At 40.8% G+C, this 23922-nt stretch carries 27 protein-coding genes; 22 read left to right on the top strand and 5 right to left on the bottom strand.

Features of this window, described 5'->3' with window-relative positions:
• Nucleotides 1–44: 44 nt before the first annotated feature.
• The 15 genes from cuyA to AC3CKG_RS16550 all read left to right on the top strand — a co-directional run bounded on the left by cuyA (nucleotide 45) and on the right by AC3CKG_RS16550 (nucleotide 11436).
• Nucleotides 45–1055, top strand: coding sequence for a D-cysteate sulfo-lyase (cuyA, locus tag AC3CKG_RS16620; protein ID WP_488529580.1), 1011 nt, complete (start codon nucleotides 45–47; stop codon nucleotides 1053–1055).
• A 107-nt stretch (nucleotides 1056–1162) separates the two neighbouring features.
• Entirely contained in the window at nucleotides 1163–2152 is a 990-nt protein-coding gene (locus tag AC3CKG_RS16615) for a TRAP transporter substrate-binding protein (protein WP_488529579.1), read from the top strand.
• 11 nt (nucleotides 2153–2163) lie between these two features.
• Nucleotides 2164–2697 (top strand): TRAP transporter small permease, encoded by a 534-nt coding sequence (locus tag AC3CKG_RS16610; protein ID WP_488529578.1) that lies wholly within the window; start codon nucleotides 2164–2166, stop codon nucleotides 2695–2697.
• Nucleotides 2698–2700: 3 nt separating this feature from the next.
• On the top strand, nucleotides 2701–4005 hold the full coding sequence (locus AC3CKG_RS16605; RefSeq protein WP_065105463.1) for a TRAP transporter large permease: 1305 nt from the start codon (nucleotides 2701–2703) through the stop codon (nucleotides 4003–4005).
• A gap of 5 nt (nucleotides 4006–4010) precedes the next feature.
• Nucleotides 4011–4751 (top strand): alpha/beta fold hydrolase, encoded by a 741-nt coding sequence (locus AC3CKG_RS16600; protein ID WP_488529577.1) that lies wholly within the window; start codon nucleotides 4011–4013, stop codon nucleotides 4749–4751.
• Nucleotides 4752–5204: 453 nt separating this feature from the next.
• Nucleotides 5205–5696: a GNAT family N-acetyltransferase gene (locus AC3CKG_RS16595; RefSeq protein ID WP_017106677.1), complete on the top strand. Its 492-nt coding sequence runs from the start codon at nucleotides 5205–5207 to the stop codon at nucleotides 5694–5696.
• Between the two features lie 88 nt (nucleotides 5697–5784).
• On the top strand, nucleotides 5785–6141 hold the full coding sequence (locus tag AC3CKG_RS16590; RefSeq protein ID WP_102291833.1) for a DUF6404 family protein: 357 nt from the start codon (nucleotides 5785–5787) through the stop codon (nucleotides 6139–6141).
• Between the two features lie 59 nt (nucleotides 6142–6200).
• Nucleotides 6201–6524, top strand: coding sequence for a YqfO family protein (locus AC3CKG_RS16585; protein WP_102291832.1), 324 nt, complete (start codon nucleotides 6201–6203; stop codon nucleotides 6522–6524).
• 108 nt (nucleotides 6525–6632) lie between these two features.
• On the top strand, nucleotides 6633–7214 hold the full coding sequence (locus AC3CKG_RS16580) for a GNAT family N-acetyltransferase (RefSeq protein WP_488529576.1): 582 nt from the start codon (nucleotides 6633–6635) through the stop codon (nucleotides 7212–7214).
• Between the two features lie 128 nt (nucleotides 7215–7342).
• Nucleotides 7343–7681, top strand: a complete 339-nt coding sequence (locus AC3CKG_RS16575; protein WP_065105465.1) for a DUF952 domain-containing protein — start codon at nucleotides 7343–7345, stop codon at nucleotides 7679–7681.
• A gap of 137 nt (nucleotides 7682–7818) precedes the next feature.
• Nucleotides 7819–8169 (top strand): cupin domain-containing protein, encoded by a 351-nt coding sequence (locus tag AC3CKG_RS16570; RefSeq protein WP_065105466.1) that lies wholly within the window; start codon nucleotides 7819–7821, stop codon nucleotides 8167–8169.
• Between the two features lie 173 nt (nucleotides 8170–8342).
• On the top strand, nucleotides 8343–8822 hold the full coding sequence (locus tag AC3CKG_RS16565; RefSeq protein ID WP_065105467.1) for a lecithin retinol acyltransferase family protein: 480 nt from the start codon (nucleotides 8343–8345) through the stop codon (nucleotides 8820–8822).
• Between the two features lie 85 nt (nucleotides 8823–8907).
• Nucleotides 8908–9678 carry an alpha/beta fold hydrolase gene (locus AC3CKG_RS16560; protein WP_102291830.1) on the top strand — a complete coding sequence of 257 codons (771 nt, stop codon included), beginning with the start codon at nucleotides 8908–8910 and terminating at the stop codon, nucleotides 9676–9678.
• Nucleotides 9679–9805: 127 nt separating this feature from the next.
• On the top strand, nucleotides 9806–10750 hold the full coding sequence (locus AC3CKG_RS16555; protein ID WP_065105469.1) for an RDD family protein: 945 nt from the start codon (nucleotides 9806–9808) through the stop codon (nucleotides 10748–10750).
• Between the two features lie 134 nt (nucleotides 10751–10884).
• Nucleotides 10885–11436, top strand: coding sequence for a hypothetical protein (locus tag AC3CKG_RS16550; RefSeq protein ID WP_065105470.1), 552 nt, complete (start codon nucleotides 10885–10887; stop codon nucleotides 11434–11436).
• Between the two features lie 67 nt (nucleotides 11437–11503).
• On the opposite strand, the gene AC3CKG_RS16545 is transcribed toward AC3CKG_RS16550, so the two are convergent.
• The 3 genes from AC3CKG_RS16545 to AC3CKG_RS16535 all read right to left on the bottom strand — a co-directional run bounded on the left by AC3CKG_RS16545 (nucleotide 11504) and on the right by AC3CKG_RS16535 (nucleotide 15233).
• Complete coding sequence (locus AC3CKG_RS16545) at nucleotides 11504–11902, bottom strand: hypothetical protein (RefSeq protein ID WP_488529575.1); 399 nt, start codon at nucleotides 11900–11902, stop codon at nucleotides 11504–11506.
• Nucleotides 11903–12107: 205 nt separating this feature from the next.
• The gene (locus AC3CKG_RS16540; protein WP_488529574.1) at nucleotides 12108–14561 is read right to left on the bottom strand and encodes a CHASE3 domain-containing protein; all 2454 of its coding nucleotides are present in this window, start codon (nucleotides 14559–14561) and stop codon (nucleotides 12108–12110) included.
• A 192-nt stretch (nucleotides 14562–14753) separates the two neighbouring features.
• On the bottom strand, nucleotides 14754–15233 hold the full coding sequence (locus AC3CKG_RS16535; protein WP_488529573.1) for an EAL domain-containing protein: 480 nt from the start codon (nucleotides 15231–15233) through the stop codon (nucleotides 14754–14756).
• Nucleotides 15234–15313: 80 nt separating this feature from the next.
• Here AC3CKG_RS16535 and AC3CKG_RS16530 point away from each other — a divergent pair, with 80 nt between their 5' ends.
• The 4 genes from AC3CKG_RS16530 to AC3CKG_RS16515 are packed head-to-tail and all read left to right on the top strand — an operon-like array spanning nucleotide 15314 to nucleotide 18838.
• Nucleotides 15314–16801 (top strand): hypothetical protein, encoded by a 1488-nt coding sequence (locus tag AC3CKG_RS16530; RefSeq protein WP_488529572.1) that lies wholly within the window; start codon nucleotides 15314–15316, stop codon nucleotides 16799–16801.
• On the top strand, nucleotides 16801–17556 hold the full coding sequence (locus AC3CKG_RS16525) for a methyltransferase domain-containing protein (protein WP_488529571.1): 756 nt from the start codon (nucleotides 16801–16803) through the stop codon (nucleotides 17554–17556). The genes AC3CKG_RS16530 and AC3CKG_RS16525 overlap by 1 nt, the downstream gene beginning before the upstream one ends.
• Nucleotides 17549–17884 carry an EamA family transporter gene (locus tag AC3CKG_RS16520; RefSeq protein WP_488529570.1) on the top strand — a complete coding sequence of 112 codons (336 nt, stop codon included), beginning with the start codon at nucleotides 17549–17551 and terminating at the stop codon, nucleotides 17882–17884. The genes AC3CKG_RS16525 and AC3CKG_RS16520 overlap by 8 nt, the downstream gene beginning before the upstream one ends.
• A 12-nt stretch (nucleotides 17885–17896) precedes the next feature.
• Nucleotides 17897–18838, top strand: coding sequence for a glycosyltransferase family 2 protein (locus tag AC3CKG_RS16515; RefSeq protein WP_241907534.1), 942 nt, complete (start codon nucleotides 17897–17899; stop codon nucleotides 18836–18838).
• A gap of 85 nt (nucleotides 18839–18923) precedes the next feature.
• Here the strand turns inward: AC3CKG_RS16515 and AC3CKG_RS16510 are convergent, their stop codons facing one another.
• Nucleotides 18924–20456, bottom strand: coding sequence for an EAL domain-containing protein (locus tag AC3CKG_RS16510; protein WP_488529569.1), 1533 nt, complete (start codon nucleotides 20454–20456; stop codon nucleotides 18924–18926).
• A gap of 296 nt (nucleotides 20457–20752) precedes the next feature.
• Here AC3CKG_RS16510 and AC3CKG_RS16505 point away from each other — a divergent pair, with 296 nt between their 5' ends.
• From AC3CKG_RS16505 to AC3CKG_RS16495, 3 genes are all read left to right on the top strand, one after another.
• Nucleotides 20753–21415: a hypothetical protein gene (locus AC3CKG_RS16505; RefSeq protein WP_198594740.1), complete on the top strand. Its 663-nt coding sequence runs from the start codon at nucleotides 20753–20755 to the stop codon at nucleotides 21413–21415.
• Nucleotides 21416–21453: 38 nt separating this feature from the next.
• Nucleotides 21454–21876, top strand: coding sequence for a lysozyme inhibitor LprI family protein (locus tag AC3CKG_RS16500; protein ID WP_488529568.1), 423 nt, complete (start codon nucleotides 21454–21456; stop codon nucleotides 21874–21876).
• Between the two features lie 130 nt (nucleotides 21877–22006).
• Nucleotides 22007–22801: a carbon-nitrogen hydrolase family protein gene (locus AC3CKG_RS16495; RefSeq protein WP_488529567.1), complete on the top strand. Its 795-nt coding sequence runs from the start codon at nucleotides 22007–22009 to the stop codon at nucleotides 22799–22801.
• Nucleotides 22802–22920: 119 nt separating this feature from the next.
• Here the strand turns inward: AC3CKG_RS16495 and AC3CKG_RS16490 are convergent, their stop codons facing one another.
• Nucleotides 22921–23922, bottom strand: a complete 1002-nt coding sequence (locus tag AC3CKG_RS16490; RefSeq protein ID WP_065105474.1) for a substrate-binding domain-containing protein — start codon at nucleotides 23920–23922, stop codon at nucleotides 22921–22923.

Here is a 23922-nt window from a genome sequence, read left to right as displayed (position 1 = left end):
AGTGTTAAACAAACCACTAACTAAACATTGACTGGAGAAGAGAGATGCATTTATCGCGTTATCCTCGTTTAAATTTTGCCCACTTGAACACACCCTTAGAGCTAATGAAAAATCTGAGTGAAGCGTTAGGAGGCCCGAACATCTGGATCAAGAGAGATGATTGTACTGGCCTTGCTGGTGGCGGAAATAAAACTCGAAAGTTGGAATTTTTGATGGCTGATGCCGTTGAACAAGGTGCTGATACCATCATTACTCAAGGTGCAACACAGTCGAACCATGCACGTCAAACGGCGGCGATAGCGACCAAGCTGAATATGGATTGCATCGTCTTACTGGAAGATCGTACTGCAAGTGATGACCCTGATTATAAGTTTAACGGTAACGTTATGTTAGACCAGCTATTCAATGCTCAACTCTCTAAGTATCCAGGCGGTACAGATATGAACGCTGCGATGGAAGATGTGGCAGCAACACTGCGTGCTCAAGGCAAGAAGCCTTACATCGTACCGGGCGGTGGCTCCAACCATATTGGTGCTCTTGGATATGTAGATTGTGCATTAGAGATCTTAAAACAAAGCAATGACCGAAACCTGAAGGTTGACCACGTAGTACACGCTACGGGGAGTGCTGGTACTCAAGCAGGGCTGGTCACCGGTTTTGCGATGACGAACAGTCAAATTCCAGTACTTGGTATCGGGGTGCGCGTTGATAAACCAACTCAAGAAGGCAATGTCTTCAAATTGGCTCAACGTACTGCTGAGCACATGGGCGCGGCAGGCGTAGTAAAACGCGAAGATGTAGTGGCGAACTGTGACTATGTTGGCGAAGGCTATGGGATACCGGCACCTTCAACGATCGAAGCGATCAACATGTTCTCACGTTTTGAAGGTATTTTGCTTGATCCCGTGTATTCGGGCAAAGGGGCCGCGGGTCTTATCGACCTCGTTCGAAATGGTCACTTTAAGAAGGGCGAGAACATTGTCTTTGTGCATACCGGAGGCGCTCAAGCGTTGTTTGGCTATCGTGACAGCTTTGACTTCCCTAATTACGAGTAATGGGTAGGAGTGATACTTTTCAATCAGACCTTATCTATTAACCGTGACTGTTAGTACTGAATACTGATAGTAAGAAGATTTAATGAAATGTTGTAAATGGAGATTACATGAAAAAATCAATCAAACTAGCCAGCTTAATTATTGGTGGATTACTGTCTTTCAATGCAATGAGCAAAGAAGTAATTAGGCTTTCTACCTATGTGAATGAATCGGACATTAGGTATGAAGGGTTTAAAAAATTTGCGGAAATAGCAGAAGCAAAATCCAACGGAAATCTGAAAGTCAGAATTTACCCATCCTCCACGCTACACGGATGGAGTGAAGGGGTTGATGCTGTACAAGGCGGGGTTGCAGATATCAGCTGGATCAGCGCTGATAATCGACTTTCATGTTATCGAACAACTTCATTATATCCGTCAGCGGTTGATTTGAACGGGCAGTTAGACATGGATTCTCAATATCGTGATCTCATTACTCCGGAGGCTAATCAGAACGGCTTGGTTCCTCTCATGAACTCTAATTACTCTTATGACCAAGAGTGGTGGTTCAACGAGCAGGTCAATTCTGTTGAAGAATTTTCCAACTTAAACGGCAAGCTAGTTCGTTCTGTTGGGCCATTAGTGAGCAAGATGATTGAAGGTTGGGGCGGCAAGCCAGTCTTTATCTCTCCTAAAGAAGTGTTTCAATCTGCGGAGCGTGGTGTTGTCGATGGCATCAACATGGGCGTAGCAACTTATAGCTCATGGAAGCTTTGGAATGTGATGCCACACATGGTGGATGCTGGAATATTTTACGGCAACATCATGTACATGATGAATAAAGAGCGATTTGACTCGCTTTCCGAAACGGATCAGCAAGCGCTACTAGAGGCAGCTAAAGAGACTGAAGCTTGGTTGAAACCTCAATATGAAAAGTGGGTAGATGCGCGGATTGCAGAAGCTAAAAAAGAAGGCGGTACGGTTCTTGAACTGACCTCAGAGCAAAAGCTTAAGTTAGTTTCCGATATTTCCACATCTTGGGAAAACGAGCTGACGAATGATTGTGGAACAGAGCTTTCAGTCAAGATGAAAGACCTCTTTGCTGCAAACTCAATCTAGGGACAGAAACTATGGAAGGTAAATTCAAAAAAGCATTGGATATTTCAACGAATGTACTGCTGTATTGTGGTGGTGTAATCGTTATTGTCCAAGCTTTCTGGATTACCTATGGCGTATTCATGAGATACGTAATAGGTAGTCCTGATGGGATGGTTACAGAAGCAACGGCTTTGATGTTAGTACCATTAGCGTTCGTTGGCCTCTCATACGCACTTAAGGCAGATGCTTTTCCCAAGGTAACGATTTTTATCGACCAACTCTCTAAAGGGAAAAGAGACTATCTGGAAATTGCGAACAACTCACTGATGATGGTTATCTCTGTTTTTTTCGCTTTGGCCGCCTTTAAAGGGCTATCTAAGTCCTATGTGTCGCTTGCTGCCTCAGAGATATTGTTATGGCCTAAATATTATTTTTGGGCCGGAGTTTTTGTTTCATTACTCAATTTATCTTTGGTTTCTATTTTAAAACTTTATGACTCGATAATGCATAAACTTGAGTCAATTCGTGGCACGACTTCTGTGCCTCAAGTAAAGCTTGGAGAATAATATATGCTTGAGTGGTATGAAGTTGGTCTCGGCTTAATGGGGCTATTAATTTTATTCATTGTGATGGGTTTACCAATCCCATTTGCACTGGCGGGTGCATCCGTTCCGTTTCTTCTTTCAATTCAGTCTTTTTCTACAACACTTGTTACAGCCGAACTTAAAATGTGGGGTGTGTGGGTAGATTACGTTTTATTATCGGTTCCGCTGTTTGTGTTATTAGGGGAATTGATTGGCAGGTCCAACATAGGCCCCAATCTGTATTGGTTTATGCATAGTAAGGTGCCAATTACAGGCTCTGCTGCATACGGGAGTGTTGGTGCTTGTGCTGGCTTTGGCGCTGTATGCGGATCGAGTATGGTTGGCTCATTGACCATTGGCGGCGTCGCGCTTCCAGCAATGTTAGACCTTGGCTACGATAAAAAACTCGCCAGTGGGGTGCTCGCTGCTGGTGGAACACTCAGCGTTCTTCTTCCACCAAGTTTGATTCTTCTTTTCTACGGGATAGTGACCGATCAGTCTATCGGACAACTGTTTATTGCGGGCGTTGTACCGGGTTTAATTTTGGTTTCCTTTTTCTTTCTTATCATTAAAGGGTGGAGTGTCTTACAAAAAGGATCCGTACCAGGGGCAGATGACAGTGAAAGCATTCCTTGGGGGCTAGCATTGAGCGCGATAATTCCAGTGATGGTTATCGGTCTTATTATTACAGTCTCAATCTATGCGGGAATCGCGACCCCTACTGAAGCCGCGGGTGTCTCTTGTGTGATTACCTTGCTACTTGCTATGACTGTTGGGGGAATGGATCTCAAAGGGTTCTTTGAATCAATCAAAGCGACCATGAAGACGATGGGTTATTTGGGCCTATTACTTTCTTCTGGTGTACTTTTTGGTTTTGTGATGACTTACTATCAAGTGCCACAAGAGTTCACTAGCTTGTTTACTTCTCTGGAACTATCGCCATACACGACGCTTGCACTGATTATTTTATTCTACATTATTTTAGGCATGTTCTTAGAGCCTGTTTCGATGACATTCATAACTCTGCCAACCTTGTTTCCTCTGATTCAAGCTTCAGGCTTTGACTTGATTTGGTTCGGTGTCATTTACACCATAACAATGGAAGTCGCTGTGTTGACTCCTCCTGTTGGCCTAAATTTGTATGTTATTCAATCTATTGAGAAAGATCGTCTGACTATTGTCGATGTCATTAAAGGCTGCTTGCCTTTCATTGGTGCTCTCATATTTTTGATTGTACTGATGGTTATCTTTCCTCAGCTTGCAGTGTGGCTACCAAATGTTATGGGGTAATGTGAATGAACGTTAATGTACCACTGGTGATGATCCACGGATTTTTAAGTGGCCCAGAATATTGGAGTGCTCAAGTACCGTTTTTAGAGAAAAACATGCAAGTAGTCCCTGTTTGTTTGAAAGGCTTTGGTGATCGTTCTGATGAGACAGCTTTTGAAACGATTCGAGAGATGGCCAAAGATGTCATGTCACAACTTGCACTGCTTGGAATAAAGCGTTTTCACCTAATAGGGCACTCAATGGGAGGAATGGTCGCCCAGCAGATTGGGCATCAATGGGCTGAACAAGTCGTCAGTTTGACCTTGTATGGAACAGGACCGAAAGGCGACTTGCCTGGTAGGTTTGAACCATTACAAGAGAGTATCAAGAATGCATCCTCTTTTACCTATGGCGACAGCAAACAGAGGGCAGTGTCTAGTTGGTTTAAAAATGAATTAGCGCCTCAGGTACTCAAGCAATCGATGCAACTTGCAGACAAGGTTTCGTTTCAGTCCTATCTAAACGGACTTATCGCAATGAACAGTTGGAATGGTGAACCCTATGTCTCTAAATACAGAATGCCAGTATTAATTATATGGGCGGACTCAGATAAAACTTATCCATGGGATGATCAGGTATCAGTATTGTGGAAGGGTATTGAGCACAGTTCTATGTGTATCATTAACGATTGTGCGCACAATGCCCACATTGAGAAACCATTGCACTTCAACGTAGCTTTTGGGGAGTTTTTACAAAGCGTTGGTTAGCTTCTCTGCTAGAAGTTCAGAGGGAGCAGGAAAGGTGACCTTCAGCGGGAACATTTTGAGTACTTTATTTGCAGCTTATATCCAAACGAAAAGCCGACAATCATGTCGGTTTTTTTTTGCAAATCCGGTAGAGGTTATATCAACGATCACGTCATCCATAATTTACTAACCATCACGCCTGATACAAATCTAGAACTAACCATTTTTGTTTGGGTAAAGAAATACATGAGGAAAATGATAAGCAATACACACATTCACATAATTTCTGCATTCAATTTTGGCTATACGGAATACTTCTGCTTTTCGTCATGTATGATGCGGTTATCTTGGTAAGGTGCTGTTATTAAATGAGTTATTTAACTAAGTATGAGGTGGTTTAATTACTAGACAGAAATGCTCTAGTGATAAAATTCATAATTATTCAGTTTAATAACTGCTGTGCTTGGAGAGGAAATGGTCAGGGAAGCGACAAAAGACGATTGTGTAAAATTAGCGGCATTGTCCATTAAAGTCTGGCTAGACACATATGCGAGAGAAGGGGTCAAAACTGAATACGCTGAGTATGTCTTGTCTACTTTCACGGCAGCCTACTTCTTTGAAATATTGAATACCACTAAATATCGTGTGTTTGTAAGTGAAGAAAATGAGGTTATTCAAGGCTACGTAATGGTTAACCTTGAATCGCACTACCAAACGCCTGGCAATGGCTTTGAAGTAGAAAAACTTTATGTAGATAACATTTTCAAAGGTAAAGGGATAGGCCGAAAGCTTTTGAATGGAATAGAGAATCAGTTTGGTAATAAATACTGGCTGTACACGTGGGTAGAAAATGAATCGAATGGCTTTTATGAACATTTAGGTTTTAGTCGAATAGGTTTACTGACTTTTGAGTTTTCTGGAGCGTTGATAGAAAACAATGTGTATCAATCAGCCCACACACATTGAATCAAGTTAGTCCTTTAGTGGGTAACACTTCTCGATAAATCGTCGCATAGTCATAGAATTCAAGTGACTTAGACATAGTGAGGTAAAGATGGACAAGGCGAAATTCATTCAGCAGCACCTTATTGAAAAGGGCGTCCCTGCAGACTTAACGAGGCCAAATGCCTTTATTTGGTCAAAATACACTAACGTGTCTCAAACGCCTCTGGTGTTTCAATCGCTTCAAAAAGTATTCTTGATTTATGGATTATCGATGGCCGTAATTTGGGGGTCTTTGATGTGGATGTTTACTTGGCACTCAGAGCCCGAACATTGGAAAACTTACCTTATTTCATCTGCTATTTTCGGTTTCTTTATGGGACTTGTTAATGTGTTCAGAATCGTCAAGGCACGAAAAAAATTGGGTGAAAAGAGTTGGGAAAATTGGTGTAAGAAAAACTACGGATAAGCGCAATAACAAGCAGTTAAAATGATTCGTAATGCTTGGCATTTAGGAGTTTGAATTAGATGTATAAACTAGAGATTTTCTGTACGCCTGAGCAACAAGATCTAGTTTTGAGCACCTTACATGAGTCGGGTGTCGATAGAATTGGAAACTATGATCACTGTTGGGCTATTGGTTCTGTTATCGGTTCTCACCGAGCTCTTGATGGCTCTGCGCCTGTGTTTGGATGCAACGGGAAAGTCGAAAACTACCCGTTATTAAAAGTTGAAATCAATGTGGCAAAGAGCCAAGTGAAACAAATCGTTGATCAGCTTAGAGTTTGTCTCGGCTGGGAAGAGCCTTTGGTCAATGTTTTCAAAGTTTGTAATTCGGAGTTTGCTCTTTGAGGTATATCTTCTTGATATTTAGAAAAGCGCTATAGCCAAAGATTTGCCAGATGAATACGTTACACAACACTTAACACCGTGTTGGCGATAAAAGGAAAATTGAGAGTTATGTGGATAGAACAGAGCCTGATTGAAGGCGAGCATGTAGATCTTGAGCCTCTTACTATAGGGCATGTATCTGAATTAATTGAGGCAGTGAAAGATGGAGAGCATTGGAAGCTATGGTTCGCTAATGTACCGAGCCCAGAAAAAATGGAACGATACGTTAGTGACGCTATTGCTCAAATGCATCTAGGTAATGTGGCTTATGCTGTGCGAGTTAAATCCACTAATCAAGTCGTAGGGACTCCCCGCTACTATGGTGTTGATGGCCCAAATAGACGTGCTTTAATTGGTTATACTTGGTATTCAAATGTGGCTAGGGGAACACTGATAAATAAAGAGTGTAAATACCTTCTTCTAAAACAATTATTTGAGCGCTATGAAGCCATTGCCGTCGAGTTTCGCACTCATGTTGGGAATACCATCTCTCGAAGAGCGATTGAAGGGCTTGGTGCAAGTCTCGATGGTATCCTCCGTAATCATCAAATCTTAAAGGATGGCTCTGTAAGAGATACGGTTGTGTATTCAATTATTGACTCGGAGTGGCCAGAGGTTAAGCAAGGATTTCTTAAAAAATTCAGCCAATAAATACTATTATTTACGATTCACAATCCATGGCATTTAAACTTTGCGTTGGTTTGTAATTTAAATGAGTTGATGCGGCTTGGTTTTGTGTCTCTCTCCTTGCGCAAGGCTTATAAAACAGGATAAATAAAATGCTATACCACTTACTTACCGAAAGTGATTACAGAGAATACGAAAGCACTGAAATCTATGAACCAAAATCCTTTAAGGACGAAGGTTTTATTCATTTAGCTTATAAGCAGCAACTGCAAAAAATTGTAGACTGTTTCTTTGAGGGAGTGGCGCAAGTATATCTTTTAGAAATCGACAAAAGCGCGGTGGCCAAAGACTTAAGAGATGAACCTCCAGTAGGGGCTGAAGATGATGGGTCACTTTACCCACATTTATACAGTCCACTTTCTAAGCAAGCCGTGGTTAGAACAATAAAGCTAATCGCGGATTCATCAGGCGCGCTAAAAGTAAACCTGTAAGACTCTAGATTACGGTATTTACCCTGGCTCAGAGTGATTCTAAACACGTGGAATTCAACCATGCAGCGCCACTTCTTACCGTAGCGTTTTATTGTTTAACAGAGTAGCGGAAACTAGTTAGAGAGATTCAGAGAGTTATGATACGTAATTTTTATACTTGCGATAAAGAAACAGATGAAAGCAGTCATGATGGAGAGGGGGCGATAGACATCTATCGTGCGTTCAGGCGTAAAGACTTTGATGGTGCTTGGGATTTTGCCATCCGTGTTGTCATGCCATCGGGAAGCTCTATGGGGGAGCATTCTCATGGAGACGATGAAGAAATGTATATTATTCTGAAAGGTGAAGGCACGATGATCATTGAAGGTGTCGAGACAAAAGTGACAGCGGGAGACATGATAGTAAATAAACGTTTTGGTACCCATGGCTTGGCTAATACATCAAAAAATGACATTGAGTTGTTAATCATTCAAGCCAGCCTGAAGTAAAGCGTCAAGCTAGAAATGTTGGTACGGCCGCAGTGCCTAGTGTTTAAGGCGGTTTTAGTAGAGCCGATGTGGGTTGTTGCTATTTTTATAAAGCATTGGGATATGCAACCACTTGAAATTTAAAAATATGCCTACATATTGATACCATCAATCAATTAGATGTAGGGATACACATGTCAATTAAAAATCTGAAGGCTGGTGATATTGTTGTCAGCAACTTTGGTGTTTATCAGCACTGGTCTTTGGTCTCGGACGTACTATGTGAGAAAGGGCTGCCTATGCTCATTTCTGCAACTCAGCGAAACGGCACAGTCCAAGAAGAAAGCTGGGATATAGTCACTAAGGGTGAGCATACTTACTTAACGGAAGTTACATACGACCGACCTGTGTCAGAGGTACTTGAGCTGGCGCGTTCTCAAATTGGAAAGTGGAAATATTCTTTGACTGACAGAAATTGTGAGCATTTTGCTAAATGGGCAACGGGGTTAAAAATGTCTTCGACCCAAGTTGTTGCGGGCGCGACAGGTGCTGTTTTAGGCGTAAGTTTAGTTGGCTTATACTCTGAAAACCCTAAGTTTGCTAAGTTCCTTGGTGGTGCCTTAGCTTTAGGTGGTTTAGCTGTTTTAGCGACTAAGGCTGTTGAGAAAAAATAACAATGCTTAGGTAATTATTCTACACACTTGGCATTTTAACCATGCATAAGTTCAGTGTCGTGTTGAGTTGGTTTCAGAGGAATAAATGAAAGAGTTTAAGGTTAAGGGGAGCAACGTGATACTCAGGTATCATGATCTTCCCGGTTCGGAAGTGCCTATTATTTTTATACACGGTATTGGTTGTGCTTCCTCGTTTGATTATCCGGCCGTTGCGGCTAGTGATTGGTTGCTTCCTCATCGGCGCATTCTTGTTGATTTATTAGGTTCTGGGTTTAGTGATAAACCTGAGGACTTCGATTATTCCATCGGTAGCCACGCGGCTTATCTTGAGGCGTTTATTCAATCTTTGGGTTTGGATAAGTTTGTTATCTATGGTCACAGCATGGGTGGCGCTGTGTCGGTTGTGTTGGCTGAAAAAGTTCAACCACAACTACAGGCCTTGGTGTTAAGTGAGGCTAACCTTGATTCAGGTGGCGGGTTCTTTAGCAAGAAGATTGCGAGCTACACCGAGCTTGAATATGCCAATCACGGTCACGCCCAGATAGGGCAACACAGCATCGATAACCAAAATACTCAATGGGCTGCCAGTTTAGCCGTGAATTCAGCGATAGGTATGCACAGGCAAGCCGTGTCCTTGATAGAAGGGCAGCGCCCGAGTTGGCGTGATAGGTTGTATTCTCTGAACGTAAACAGAACTTATATATTTGGTAGTGAATCTTTGCCAGACAGTGATACCGAAGAACTGAGTAACCACGGTATAGCGATCAGCCTTGTTTCTGATGCTGGGCATTCAATGGCGTGGGAAAACGCCGATGGGCTAGCTGAAGCTATTAAGCGAGCGATACCAACAACCTAATCAGTAATTCAAGTAGACATGGTGTGTCCGGTGTGATTGAGCACCACATAAGTGTGGCAGACCCTCGGTAGGGGGAATCCATGTCATTCGTTAGATTACTTTCAAGCATCATAGTAAGGATTATATTTTGGAAGAAGTACAAGAAAAATGGATTTGTGGTTTCTGGACGAGAATCGGAGCCTTGTTTATTGACACAATATTTTTAGGTGTATTGGGGTATGTTGTCGGCTTATTTCTAGAAGATGTTTTCGTCCAGCTTGGTGAGTGGGGAAGGTTGATTGGCTTTGTTGTGTCAATTACATATTTTGGTGTAATGAATAGCTCTTTATTAAATGGCCAGACAATAGGAAAAAAGCTTCTAAATATAAGAGTTGTTGACTCATGCAATTCAACTATCAGCCTACCGAAGTCCTTTTTGAGGTATAGCTTCCTTGCCGTTCCATTTTCTTTGAATGGAGCACAAATTACTAACGAAGCAGTAATCCCATATTTAATGTACCTGTTATCGTTTATCGTATTTGGTGGCTTATGCTCAATTACTTACTTATATATTTTTAATCGCGTAACCCGACAGTCATTACATGATCTTGCCGTAGGTACTTATGTCGTAAATGCAGAGGCTAGTTCTGAAGAGTTGCCATCAGTCTGGAGACCTCACTTAGTGGTGGTTACCGGCTTATTTGTTACTGCGGTCCTTGTCCCCGCTCTTACTTCTGACTTAACTGAATCAGAATCGTTCAAGGGACTGTTAGTAACACAGAAAGCAATCAATGATAATGAGTCAGTAAAATATGCAGGGGTCACAGAAGGTTCAACAACTTTTGCTTCATCAAACTCTGGCAGTAAAACAACGACATATGTGAAAGCTCAAGCTTTTCTTTATAAAGATAGTGTTCGAGATTCAGAGATCGCAAAGCAACTAGTCCAAACTATAATTTATACTTACCCAGAGTCACTAAATAAAAACTTGATTAAAGTAACTCTTACCTACGGTTATGATATTGGTATTGCTTCAAAGTGGAATAGTTATAACTACAAGTTTAATCCGCAAGAACTCAAAAGTTCGGAGTAATCGTCATCTAACAAGGCTTTAAATTTTGTTCAAATGATAGCTTCGGTGCAATTAGGTACTACACAATTGTGGAAAATCCTCGGAAAGGGGATCCCTGTCATTCGTTATAGCTCATCGATAGTCTAAGGAATCAGATGCACAAAATGCAAATAGGTTTAGTTATGGCCTGCATGACCACCCTTGGTTATATGATGGGGGGTAGCTTTAGTTCAGTAGAACAACACACAACCTCTCAAGGTGAAGGTTTCCCTATATTTGAAGTTGAAGTAGCTAAACCTTTCCCAGTCGTACCTTTGAAAAACTTCAATATTGCCACTGATAGTCCAATTACTAATTTTCGAGTGCCTTTAGAGATAGAGACTGACTCAAAGCTTAGTTTTGTATCAGACTACGAAGTTACAATAGATAATGGCTCTGGATTGGTGGGACGAGTTAAAGTCGAGCGAGGTTTTATCAGTAAGAGTGAATGCATTTCAGCTTTAGGCTATTTGGTTGACAAGTTTCAGGAGTATTATCCAGCATTTCAGTTTGAAGCTGGTAAATCGAGCTACTCTAAAACCGTTGGAGATTTGCGAGTCGGTGCTTCATGTTTAGTTTATGAAAGCTCCCCATACGTTTCGTTAGAGTATTACTTCGAAAGTAACTCTGTTGCAGATAACATTCTTAAAGCTTTCACCCGAAGATAAAGAGCTATAACAAACGCTTAATAATCAAGACAACCAAACAGGGCGCCAATAATAGGCGCCCTTTGTATTAGTTGGAAACACTGTAAGTGTCGTAGTCGCGAAGTAAGAAGAGTGCGACACACGCTGCGAGCATTGGCCAAGAGGCGAAGAATAGTAGGTTATTGAACGGGTCCATGTATTTTCCAAAAGAGGCGAAGGTGGAACCTGCATGCAGGACTAAAATGGCACCATAGGTGTACTTCTTCCGCATACCGACGACGAACGCGCCTAAAAAGCCGAGCTGTGCGACACCCATGGCCATTATTGCGTTATCCGAAATGTCGATGCCGTAAAAGCCAGACAGCACCTTTGTAGCGTGCTCTGGTACCAGAATCTTATCCAAGCCCCAGAACAAGAAGACGATAAAAATTCCGACTCTCAGCAGCAGTAGGCTTGTCGCCAGTTTGGTTTGAAGTGTCTTTTCCATGATATTCCTTTTATGCACTCAACGATGCGATGAATTAAATGTCCCTCCAAGGAGACCCATCGTCTTCACATTTTCTTTCGTTGTTTTTTAGTGCCTTATGTAACAAGGAATGTCCGATTGATTGGCTACTAACTGGATAGCGTTAATGGTGACTTGGGCAGGATTATCCGTTAACAGAAAGGTGGTGTTGATTACTCTCGCATACTTAGCCTGTTCGATTAGGTAATTGCGGAGCGTAGGCAATGATCATTCTCTGCGCTTGATGCTCGTTGACCAAGATGCGGTTGATAAGCTTCTGTAGTTGCTCGATATCGGGCTGTTGTTGGTTCTTCGTTTGTGTTTCTAGAGTCAGGGCTTGATTCGATAAGATGCTGAGCCCTAGGTTGAGTGCCATCCCTTTAATCGAGTGTAGAGTTTGGCTCAACAGGGCTAGATCTTTGGTCATATAGAATTTGATAAGTTGGTCGATGGATTGTTCAAACTCTACGGTTGTTGATTCTAAGAGTATGATTAAACGGTCGTGACTCTCCTTGAACGACTGAATGACATCAGAATGGCTTATCTCCTCTTCTGTCAGTCGAAGCTTTTCAATGGGTTCTCGATGTAGCTCTATGACGTTACTTGTTTGGCAAGCAGTTTGGTTGCTTTTGGGGTGTTGAGGTAAGCGCGTCGAAAACTGTTGCAACGCATCGAAGAAGCTCTCTTGTTGCAAGGGCTTGGTTAAAATATGGTCTGCACCCGCTTCAATGAAACTGTCATGCGCTTCACGGAAAACATCGGCAGTGTAAGCAAAGATCAGAGTCTCTAAACCAAGCTGTTGCCTGATATATTGAGTTGCCTCCACGCCATTCATTTCGGGCATGTGGTTATCCATCAAAATCAGGTCATATACAGCGGTTTTTAGGTATTCGGTTGCGATTCTTCCATTTTCTGCCAGCTCCACATTGTATCCAAGGTTTTCACAGAATCCTTTGGCAACAATGGCGTTAATGCGGTTGTCTTCGACAAGTAGAACATTCAGTGGGTTCTTGGAAGGTTCTGTTGTGCTGATTAAGTTCGGGGCAGTGTGTGCTGCTTGGCTTTCCTGCCACTTGATAGGTAATGACACTTGGAATTTAGTGCCAAGCCCTACAGCGCTGTTCAAGGTGATTTGACCGTCCATCAACTCCACCAAGTTCTTTACGATAGCGAGTCCGAGCCCTGTACCACCAAACTTCCTCGTCGTTGATGTGTCTGCTTGTTCAAAAGAATTAAAGACGTGTTGGTGCTTATCTTTCGGGATGCCGATCCCGGTATCGGTAACAGTGAGAAGCAGTCGGCTTTCTTGTTTGTTGAGTGCCGCTTGAATCAGAACATGCCCATCGTTGGTGAACTTGGTCGCGTTACCGCCTAGATTGAACAAGATTTGGCGAAGTCTCGCGCAATCACCAATGAGCTCTATATTTTCAGGGATTTTGTTTTCGACGATCAAACGGATACTTTTTTCATCGGCCATGGGTTTTATGGCACCGCTGACGGGGTGAATGACTTGATTAAAATTGAACGGAGCGATTTCTAGTTCGAGCTTATTCTCTTCGACTTTGGAGAAGTCGAGAATGTCATTGAGTATGGTCATGAGATGCTGACCAGAATCAAGGATGATATCGATGTTCTCTTTGGTCGATGGCTCTTTAGTTTGCGCTGCGATGATTTGAGATATGCCCAGCACGCCATTCATTGGCGTTCGTATTTCGTGGCTCATGGTTGAAAGGAATTCGCTTTTAGCTTTGGCTGCCGCTTCGGCTTTTTTACGTTCAGCGATCAGCGCTTGATTCGACGCTTGCATCTGATTGTCACTTTTAACCAGATTGGTCGCCATCTTATGGAAACTCTGGGTTAGTTGAGCAACTTCGTCCGTCCCCGTTTGTATAGGGCTCTGGTTAAGCGTCGAGGCGACTTGTTTTAAATGTCCTGCCGCTACCTGATTCGCAGCGTTAAGAAGTAGGTGAATACGTTTTTTAATGCGATTTGATGACCATACTGCTACGATCAGTGAAATAAACGTTGAAAAAAGTGTCCCTAGAATCAGCACATAAGTGGTTTGATTGGCGGATTTGTCCGATTTTTCGACTCGAACCTGAATGAGTGTCTGTTCAATTTCTATGAATTCGGCTATCTCGCTACGAATCTCATCAATGATTTTCTTTCCGGTTTGTTTCTGAGTCAGCTCTATAACATTCTGCATTGTGGTGTTGCTATTACCAACGAGACTGCGTTGAGCGATTTCTTTTTCTCCGGCTTCTGTTAACCACGCTTCGTGAAGAGCATCGATGCGATTGAGTCGTTCAACTTGGCTCGGGTTATCACTGATTTGACTGCTCAGTGTATTCACTTTCTGATTCCAAACATCAAGCGCAAGGTGGTAAGGCTCCAAAAACACAGGATCACCAGTAATCAGGTATCCACGTTGGCCTGTTTCCATATCAATCGCTAGGTTAAGAAGCTCTTGAGCTCGTGCAATGGCTTTGTGCGTATGAACTACCCAGTGGTTATCTTCGACCATTGATTGGGTGTTTTGATGGACAGAGAACGAAACTAGAACCATTAGCGCAATAGGTGTGAAAAAACTGACTAATAGCTTTCGTTGTAGGGATATATCATCAAACCAACTCGCAAACATAGAGACACGTATTCCATACACTAAGGGCCTATTGTTATTGTAGGTTAGATTGTTAGGTGTACAAATGCATAGAGTGCGGTTGGGTAAGGTAGATAACTAAAAGTAGAGCTAGGGCACTAAAAACAGTGCTCTAGCTCTATTTGCTTGAGGAGTTTGGAAAACATCAAGAGTAACTGAGGGAATAGACTCGATTTAGGGTTGTTCTAATGCAGTTTTAGACGGCGATGACTCTTGATGATGGCTAGAGTCTACATATTGTTGTCTGAGTAAGCTTATCGTCAGGTTGATCGGCATTGGCTTATAAAAATAGAAGCCTTGGATATAGTCGACGCCCAGTTTAGACAAGATGTTCACTTGGGATTCGTACTCAACCCCTTCAACGATTACCTGCATGCCTAGAGTGCGTGACAACTGAAGCATTGATTCGAGTAAAGGGATACCAAGGCTCGATTCGTCCGAAATGTTTTTCACAAACACGCGATCGATCTTGAGAATGCTGAACGGAAACTGTCTCACAAAATCCAAGCCCGCATAGCCAGTACCAAAGTCATCAATCGCCACTCGCACACCTAAATCAGACAGTTTGGTTAAGTTGGTGCGGTGATGTTCGAAATACTTACTGATTCTAAGGAATGTGCTGAGGTTTCTTGAATATTTTAAGCACTGTTCCATACTTGTAGCTATTCAACATTATAAACGTTCAATTACTAGAGCAATTCCGATAATAAAAACTCATAACTTCAAGGACGTATATGAACATTACTTCTGTATTGCCTAACGTGAAGTTATCGGATGTTGTTTTTTATGTGTTAATAATATTAACTATATTACCAGTATGGTTATATGAATCCCCCGCGATGGTTGATTTTCCCCAACATATAGCCCAGCTATCAGCCTTAAAATCGCTCGTTTCTGGTAATGAATTCTATGGTGATTTATATGAAATAAATTGGTTTACTCCTTATATTATAACCAATCTATTTTTGTTGTTTTTCACTTTGATTTCATCTCCTGTCATTGCTCTTAAGATAGGTATTACATTTTACTTACTATCCATCCCTCTATTTACGGGGCTAATTGCTAAGAAAATAGGAAAACAGGAAGATATTAGGATTTTAACAATACCATTTCTTTATTGTCTTCCATTTAACTGGGGGTTTATACCATTTTTAATAGCTGTTGGTTTTAGTGTAATATGGTTGTACTACTTTATAGTCTGCGATAACAATCCTAACAGTTTAGTTAATGTTGTTTTTTCATTTTTTATTATTTACTCTCATGCAATAGCGTGGGGATTAATAATAGTGTATATATTTTTCATTTGCTTTAAAGACGGGTTTAACTTGTATCTAGTTAAAGGATTTTTAAAAATATTATCCCCTCTAATATTCATTGTAATCTGGTTGATTTCATTAAAAAATAGTGCAAGTTTAAACATGGATGAAGATCTTTTTACATACCATTCTATCATTTATAGATTTTTTAGCTTAATTGGCGCCAATCTCATGGGGAATGATAAAATTTTTGGATTTATTAAATTTTGTATTGTCTACTACCTAATAAGAGAGTGTTTTGTATTTAAATTGAAAGGCAACATTTATGCTAAATTATCCTGTTTGTCTATTGTTATATTTTTAGTTTTACCGAATAGATTGGTATCAACGGTTTTTTTTTCAGATAGATTATTGATATTGCTTCCTATGTTTTTTGCCTTTTCTGTATCTGAAATAAAATCTAAAGGAAAATTTTACTTACTGATCTCTATTGCTGTTGCTCTAAGTGTAATACCAAGAGTTAATCGTGTTATTGAGAGTAACGAAAACTTAAATGTGGTTTATAAGTTTGAAGAATTTATCGATGAGAGGGCGAGGTTAATATTTTTATCCAACAATAATGACTATTCATCAAGTGATTATAAAATTCTTCCTGAGCCATATTTTTTGTGGATCCCTCAGATGTTAGTGGTTAAAAAAGAGCTAGAGATAGACTTCAACTTTGCATACTTTCATCCTGAAATGGTTCGATTTTCTAATGAGGTTGATAACAATGTTAAGAATTTTTCATCCAGAACAAGGTATGATTATCCTGAAGTAAAATGGGAAAATTATACATATTACGACTATGTTTTAATTAGAGACTGTTCATTCTTAGAGATTGACATATCGAAGGAGATTCCTAAAGGAAACTTTGTTATCGGTAAGACAATAGGTTGTTGGACTCTTTTAATAAGGAATGTTTAATGCATAGTTACGACGATGTTTTTTATGAATATATAAATATTGGTTCTGTTAAATCGGCAAGAGTTGTCATTCCTTATATCTCCGAAATTATAGATGTTAGCAGCGTACTTGATGTTGGTTGTGGGCAAGGAGCTTGGTTAAGTATCTGGAAAGACCAAGGTGATATTGAAGTTGTTGGCTTGGATGGAGGTTATATCAATAGTGAAAGACTGATGATTGATGAAAGACATTTTTTTTCAATTGATGTCTCTGAAGAATTTGACCTTAATAAGAGATTTTCACTGTGTCAGTGCCTTGAAGTTGCGGAGCATATTAAAGAAGAAAATTCGGATATTCTAGTTAGAAACTTATGTATACATTCAGATATTGTGTTTTTTTCTGCCGCTTCAGTTGGGCAAGGTGGAGAAAATCATGTGAATGAAAAGCCATATTCATATTGGAAAAATAAGTTCCAAAGTCATGGTTATGATATGTTTGATCCGATTCGGTCAAGGTTGGTTAAGCATAATGGAGTTGAGGTATGGTATAAAAATAATATATTTATCTTTATAAAGAAGGGAACGAAGTACAGCGATATTCTATCTACTTTTAAAGTAGAGTCAGATCATGACATTAAAGACTATGCATCATTAATAAATAAGGCTATGAAGTTTATTATAAGACTCCTTCCAGTTAGAATTATGACATTTATAGCAATTTTTAAAAAACATACAGTCGTCATGATTTATAAAATAAAAAGGCATCTAAATGTCTAATATTAATTTATTTGTTGTATTAACCAGTGTGGCTTTTGCATCATTAGGACAGTTATTTCTAAAAATTGGCGCAATAAATATAAATTTCACGAAGTGCTTTCTCAATGTTTGGCTAAGCTTTGGGATAATATGTTATGTTGTTGGTGCTATACTTTGGGTTTATGCTTTATCACAAGAAGAACTAATAAAGGTATTTCCTTTTACTGCACTTACGTTCTTTATAACTTATTTCTTTGGTTACTTTATTTTAGGAGAAAGTGTAAATAAGTACGATATTTTTGGTTTAATATTAATAATAAGTGGGTTGCTAATTATAGTTAATAACTAGAGGTGAAAGGTTTTGTTGATTCCTAAATTATGTGTCGTGATTCCTTGTTATAATGAAGAGGATATATTTAGTTATACATTGAATTGTGTTAGTGATTTAATGTTGGAGCTGATTGAATCCCAGATGATTTCTACTTCAAGCTATATCTTATTTGTAGATGATGGAAGTAGAGATAGAACTTGGGAGTTAATACTAGAAGCAAGTAAAGATGATTTCTTGGTGAAAGGGATTAAATTGGCAAGCAATGTCGGACACCAAAAAGCCCTTTTTGCAGGACTTTCATACATAGATGGTGATATTTCAGTGACCCTTGATGCAGATCTTCAAGATGACATTTACATAATTAGATCTATGTTAGAAAGTTATCGACAAGGTATTGATGTCGTATTTGGTGTGCGAAGCTCCCGAGACTCAGATCGATGGCTTAAGAAGACCTCTGCAAAGTTGTTTTATAAATTGATCTCATTTTTAAGAATTCATCATATTGAAAATCATGCAGACTTTCGTTTAATGTCGCGCAAGGTCACTAGTGCGTTACTGGAACATAGAGAATCTAATCTATATTTACGAGGACTAATTCGTCAAATTGGCTTTAGTTCGAGCATAGTAAAATATGTAAGGAATGAACGTAGTCTTGGTAAAAGTAAGTATTCTTTAAAGAAAATGATCTCTTTAGCCCTTGATGCTATAACTTCTCATTCAATTGTCCCTTTGCGTGTAATTACGTGTCTGGGGCTTGTTATTTCTTTTTTTTCTTTTATTGCAGGAATAAACTCTCTCTATATTAAATTTACAGGTGAAGCTATTGATGGTTGGACATCTTTGATCACTTCTATTTATTTTCTTGGTGGGGTTCAGTTAATGAGTTTAGGTGTGATAGGAGAGTATGTAGGGCGAACCTATATTGAATCGAAAAAAAGGCCCGGTTTCTTCATTGATAAAGAAACCGGCTGAGTTTGGTTCACATATTGTTCATAAGCAAGCGTTTAGGTTTATTGCGTGATGTTTGGACTTTATAGTATAGGTCATTGGACTATAATTATCGTTCATGCCTATGCTGCTGCCTAAGCAAGCTTATCGTCAGGTTGATCGGCATTGGCTTATAAAAATAGAAGCCTTGGATATAGTCAACGCCCAGTTTAGACAAGATGTTCACTTGGGATTCGTACTCAACCCCTTCAACGATTACCTGCATGCCTAGAGTGCGTGACAACTGAAGCATTGATTCGAGTAAGGGGATACCAAGGCTCGATTCGTCCGAAATGTTTTTCACAAACACGCGATCGATTTTGAGAATGCTGAACGGAAATTGTCTCACAAAATCCAAGCCCGCATACCCAGTACCAAAATCATCAATCGCTACTCTCACACCTAAATCGGCAAGCTTAGTTAAGTTGTTTTTGATTTTGACCATATCCGCATCAGAGCACTCGCCATCTTCTGTAACTTCAAAAACGACTTGCTTAAGAATGTCCGGATTCTTCTTATAGATGCTAATGACTTTGTTGGCGAAGTTACTGTTGGAGACAACGTTTCGGCTGATATTGACGCTGATGTATTTTGACTCAAACAGTTCGCGATGATTTTTCAATGTGTCTAACACTTCACGCAACACAAAGTAGGTTAGGTCTTCAATCAACCCCAAGCTTTCTGCCAAAGGAATGAAGATTGCAGGGGATACATTGCCTTCAATTGGGTCGTTCCACCTGAGCAGCGATTCACAGCCTACGATTTCGGTTGTGTTTCGGTTGACGATAGGTTGCATGTGAACATGTAGGTGTTTGTTTTTGAGTGCGCTAGACAGCGAGTACTCTAAGCTACGTTGGCTCTGTTTTTTATGTTTGATAGAAAGGAGAATAATGGTCGTAATTCCGGCCATCAAAAAGCCAAACCACAAATAGCTCAACATGAAGTTCCAATAATACTGATACCCAATGTATGACGTGATGGTGAGTGGGTAGATGTTCGATTGTATCCGTACTTTGGCGATGGACGGATCGATATCAGATGGGTGGATATCTCTCTTGATCACCTCAACTTTGGCCTGAATGCCATGGTTGTTAAGGTTCGTCTCTACAGTGTCATAGATGAAGTGTGGCGGAATCATCAGGCTCACTCCTGCATCGTCCTTATTCGAGAACATAAGCATGATGGATTGCACTTGAGTGATCGCTGAATTTGAATACGACAAGGTTGTTAAGTTAGGGTCGTCATTGAGTCTTTGTCTGATGGTGCTGTACAGGCGAAACGAGACTTCGCCATCGGTAGTCGAGCAGTAAAAACGGTCGTCTTTATTGAATACCGCCGCTTCTTTCACCCAATCGGCATCAAAAACAGTTTGGCGAAGCTGTCTAACCATTGAGTCGCAAGTATGGCTCGGTGTGATGCCTGATAAAAAAAGGTCGAACCTTGATTGGATGCTCTCAAGCCTTGTTTCGACGAGCCTTGATGTGTCTTCGGTTAAATTCTGGTAGTGAGATGGTGTAAAAGGGATAAGCAATGCCATAGAAAAAAAGAAAGAAATGGCAAAGTAGAACGAAGTCTTGGCAAAATGTTGGTACTTGATATCCATAGTTGGAGAAGCGTTACCGATTGGGTGAGCATTCAAGTTAATTTATAAATTTAACGATAGCGATGCAAGGCAATGCATAAATAGTGTGAATGTGCGCACGTGTTATTTATTGAAATAGAGTGTTTTATCGTCTTACTATAAAAATCAGAACGTTAGATATGCTTCCAAGGTTGAGTGTGTCGTTTTTTTGTTCAGTACTTTTACGTTTTTTGATGAAGCGGATTGTTGTCGGTTTTTTATCATCAAATAGAGAACTGTAATTTTTGAAGTAATGCGAGTGAGTGGATTTGAGCATAATGATAAAAAATATGATTTGGATGTTGCTGCGTGTTTTGATCGCCTACTTGTTGATTGCTCCTACTTACGTGATCCTTATTTTGTCTAATTCCGCAACACCTCGTCTTTTTGAGACCAAACCAGAAGTGTTAGCTTGGCTTTCGTGCTTCCTTCTTGTGATTGGTTATGTACTGATCAGATTTTCTAGAACGAGGTATGTGGGAAAATTATTATCGCTTGGTGTATTGGGGGCGGTAGTGTTAGTCATGTATCTCGATGAGCGTTATCGGATTTTTGAAGTCAGTGTTCACGCATGGAGCTTATTTTTAGCCGTTCTATATTTGATTATGCTTTTGTATTTCATTTTTCCAATTAAGCAACTTAAGCCGCTACTGAGTTTAGTGCCTGTCGCAGGCATGTCGTGGTTTTTAGTTTGGGCCATAGTCAGCCCAATAAATGTAACGTATGAGTTGATTAGCAATAAAGCAACAATTTCAATTGTGAACTATCAAAAGGTAGTCGACTTGCTACCTGAGCTGTACCTAGATGGTTTCCAGTCAGGTTTGTTTTCCATGCTTCTTGTTCTGTGGTTGTATGCTCTTGTGGTTTTTGGACATAATCCTAAACATAGTTACCAGCAATTGGCGTCTTATGTTGTTAAGATTCGTAACGCTTGGCATTAATAGGGCGCATATATGTGCTTTTGAATTAGGGAAAAATAATGAAAAAGGCTTTAACGGTCGTGTTATTAACGTGTTTACCTTTGTTTGCATCAGCATCCGATGATGTTGTCGATTGCGAGAATGCAATGAATACCATAGAGATCAATCACTGTGCATCGATCGAATTGGAAGCTGCGCAAGTGGAACTTGATCAATACCTTGAAGCGAGCTTTGAACACAATGCTTATGATGCGGAGTTGGTTAGCTCAATCAAGATGGCTCAAGACAGTTGGCAAGCTTACGTGACGGCACATTGTGACTCGGTGTATACCCAATGGCGTGATGGTTCAATTCGAGGTCTTATGGCGCTTTCTTGCAAAACTAAGCTGATTAAACAAAGAACGCATGAGGTGTGGGAAAACTTCTTAACCTACATGGACAGCACACCACCAGTTTTGCCAGAGCCCAAGCTGATGAAGTAGATGAACTGAGTGCTTATGAGAGTGTGCGCTTGCTTCAACCATTGGCGCTCGAGTCAGCAAGCGATAGGGGATTATCTTACCCTGTCGTTCTTAGTATCAGTTTGAAGTGTTACCCAGTAAGGATTCGATTTTGGATAGTGTTAGCGTCACCCTTGTTCAGCTTGAAGTTGAATACAAAAACAAACAAATGAACCTCTCGCGAGTCTCTGAGCTTTTAGAAGCCGAGACGGCAGTGGGTGATATAACGTTGTTGCCTGAACTCTTTTCCACTGGGTATATCTTTAACGATGCCGCAGAAATTCATGAATTGTGTGAAGACTTCAATAACAGCTCGACCATTGATTCGTTAACTCTGCTTGCCGCGAAGCATCAGACGCTAATCGTTGCGGGTGTCGCTGAGAAAGACGATGGCCAGCATTACAACAGCGTAGTGGTGGTTGATGGTTCAGGTTTGCTTCATAAATATAGAAAAGTCAGTCAAACTAAATTCGACAAAGAGTACTTTTCTAGAGGAAGTGAGCTCCTTACTTTTGAATGCAAAGGCTTGAAGTTTGGTGTCGCGATTTGCTTTGATATTTGGTTTCCAGAGATCATGAGAGCGTATCAGTCGGTAGACGTTATTCTCCATCCTGCGAATTTTGGTGGTCATCATAGCTTTGCCATTGCACAAGCAAGAGCGTTAGAACAAGGGTGCCATATCGTGACCTGTAATCGCATTGGGCAAGATGTGGTTGATGCTTTTACCGCAACATATTGTGGTGGCAGTAGAGCCTATTCACCGAAGGGAGACTTAATGCTTCAGCTCAGTGAACATCAGTCTGTTGAAACGATCAATATTCAAGACTTGTCTATTGCGCCTCAATACAATGGTGTTGATGTGTTAGACGAAATACAACAGATAAACTCTGTGCTGAGCCGTCAATAAGACAAGTGAAACGCAATAGAGTCGAAAAGGGCAAGGTTAGATAACCTTGCCCTTTGTTGTTTGGGTTGTTTCTTCAATCTGTTGTTTGGAACAGTTGTGTAGATTTGTAGAAAGAAGCACTAAATCGCTTTTACGCTGCTTCGTTCAACTAACGTTGGCTCTAACTCAACAACCTGCGGATACGCATCAGGCGTTTTGAGTCGATTCAATAGAGTATCTACGGCCGCTTTACCTAAACGGTGTTTTGGCTGGTGGATAGTGCTCAAAGCTGGGGTCATGTATTTAGATAAGTGGATGTCATCGTAGCCAATGATCGAAAGATCGTTTGGAATTGATGTGCCATCTTGAGCGGCAGCGTGAATCACACCCATTGCCATCATGTCATTGCTAACAAACAGTGCTGATGGCATTTCACCACGCGCTTTTAAAGTTTGGTAAGAGTCAAAACCGCCATCGCATTCGAAGTTTGATTCAACAATCCACTTAGGGTTGATCTCTAGATTCGCTTCTTCCATCGCTTGCTTGAAGCCTTGATAACGAGAAGAGGCTTGATTGCGGTGAAGTGGGCCGGTGATACAACCAATCTGAGCATGACCGTTATCGATCAAGTGCTTGGTTGCCATGTAACCACCTTGGTGCGAGTTATCTTGGATCTTGTCGCTCGCGAACAACATTGGGCCCCAGTCCATCACAACGATAGGTAATTCTGGGTAGCGTTCAAATACATCAATGTGCTCGCCCTCAAGGGTTGAACACATCAGCATTAGGCCATCGACACGCTTCTGCAGCAAGGTATCGATAGATGATTTCATGCGTTCGCTGTCGCCTTCTGTATTACACAAGATAAGGTTGTAGCCTTTCTCATAACAACGACGTTCAACACCTTTTACCACTTCACCAAAGAATGGATTAGTAGAGGTAGTAACTAGCATGCCTAAGGTTTTGGTTTGCTTCATTTTCAAGCTACGAGCCAATGCAGACGGTGCGTAGTTGAGTTCTTTAGCCGCACTGTTAACACGCTCAGCAATCTCTTCACTGACAAAACGTGACTTGTTGATCACATGGCTGACGGTTGAAGTTGAAACCTTTGCTAGCCGAGCGACGTCTTTCATTGTTGCCAT

The sequence above is a fragment of the Vibrio sp. QJM3NY_15 genome (genome assembly GCF_057785995.1).
This window is presented reverse-complemented; position numbering and strand designations above follow the sequence as displayed.

Coding starts and splice junctions, on each gene's coding strand:
- cuyA (WP_488529580.1), top strand. CDS start 45: ATGCATTTATCGCGTTATCCTCGTTTAAATTTTGCCCACTTGAACACA.
- AC3CKG_RS16615 (WP_488529579.1), top strand. CDS start 1,163: ATGAAAAAATCAATCAAACTAGCCAGCTTAATTATTGGTGGATTACTG.
- AC3CKG_RS16610 (WP_488529578.1), top strand. CDS start 2,164: ATGGAAGGTAAATTCAAAAAAGCATTGGATATTTCAACGAATGTACTG.
- AC3CKG_RS16605 (WP_065105463.1), top strand. CDS start 2,701: ATGCTTGAGTGGTATGAAGTTGGTCTCGGCTTAATGGGGCTATTAATT.
- AC3CKG_RS16600 (WP_488529577.1), top strand. CDS start 4,011: ATGAACGTTAATGTACCACTGGTGATGATCCACGGATTTTTAAGTGGC.
- AC3CKG_RS16595 (WP_017106677.1), top strand. CDS start 5,205: ATGGTCAGGGAAGCGACAAAAGACGATTGTGTAAAATTAGCGGCATTG.
- AC3CKG_RS16590 (WP_102291833.1), top strand. CDS start 5,785: ATGGACAAGGCGAAATTCATTCAGCAGCACCTTATTGAAAAGGGCGTC.
- AC3CKG_RS16585 (WP_102291832.1), top strand. CDS start 6,201: ATGTATAAACTAGAGATTTTCTGTACGCCTGAGCAACAAGATCTAGTT.
- AC3CKG_RS16580 (WP_488529576.1), top strand. CDS start 6,633: ATGTGGATAGAACAGAGCCTGATTGAAGGCGAGCATGTAGATCTTGAG.
- AC3CKG_RS16575 (WP_065105465.1), top strand. CDS start 7,343: ATGCTATACCACTTACTTACCGAAAGTGATTACAGAGAATACGAAAGC.
- AC3CKG_RS16570 (WP_065105466.1), top strand. CDS start 7,819: ATGATACGTAATTTTTATACTTGCGATAAAGAAACAGATGAAAGCAGT.
- AC3CKG_RS16565 (WP_065105467.1), top strand. CDS start 8,343: ATGTCAATTAAAAATCTGAAGGCTGGTGATATTGTTGTCAGCAACTTT.
- AC3CKG_RS16560 (WP_102291830.1), top strand. CDS start 8,908: ATGAAAGAGTTTAAGGTTAAGGGGAGCAACGTGATACTCAGGTATCAT.
- AC3CKG_RS16550 (WP_065105470.1), top strand. CDS start 10,885: ATGCACAAAATGCAAATAGGTTTAGTTATGGCCTGCATGACCACCCTT.
- AC3CKG_RS16545 (WP_488529575.1), bottom strand. CDS start 11,902: ATGGAAAAGACACTTCAAACCAAACTGGCGACAAGCCTACTGCTGCTG.
- AC3CKG_RS16540 (WP_488529574.1), bottom strand. CDS start 14,561: ATGTTTGCGAGTTGGTTTGATGATATATCCCTACAACGAAAGCTATTA.
- AC3CKG_RS16535 (WP_488529573.1), bottom strand. CDS start 15,233: ATGGAACAGTGCTTAAAATATTCAAGAAACCTCAGCACATTCCTTAGA.
- AC3CKG_RS16530 (WP_488529572.1), top strand. CDS start 15,314: ATGAACATTACTTCTGTATTGCCTAACGTGAAGTTATCGGATGTTGTT.
- AC3CKG_RS16525 (WP_488529571.1), top strand. CDS start 16,801: ATGCATAGTTACGACGATGTTTTTTATGAATATATAAATATTGGTTCT.
- AC3CKG_RS16520 (WP_488529570.1), top strand. CDS start 17,549: ATGTCTAATATTAATTTATTTGTTGTATTAACCAGTGTGGCTTTTGCA.
- AC3CKG_RS16510 (WP_488529569.1), bottom strand. CDS start 20,456: ATGGATATCAAGTACCAACATTTTGCCAAGACTTCGTTCTACTTTGCC.
- AC3CKG_RS16505 (WP_198594740.1), top strand. CDS start 20,753: ATGATAAAAAATATGATTTGGATGTTGCTGCGTGTTTTGATCGCCTAC.
- AC3CKG_RS16500 (WP_488529568.1), top strand. CDS start 21,454: ATGAAAAAGGCTTTAACGGTCGTGTTATTAACGTGTTTACCTTTGTTT.
- AC3CKG_RS16490 (WP_065105474.1), bottom strand. CDS start 23,922: ATGGCAACAATGAAAGACGTCGCTCGGCTAGCAAAGGTTTCAACTTCA.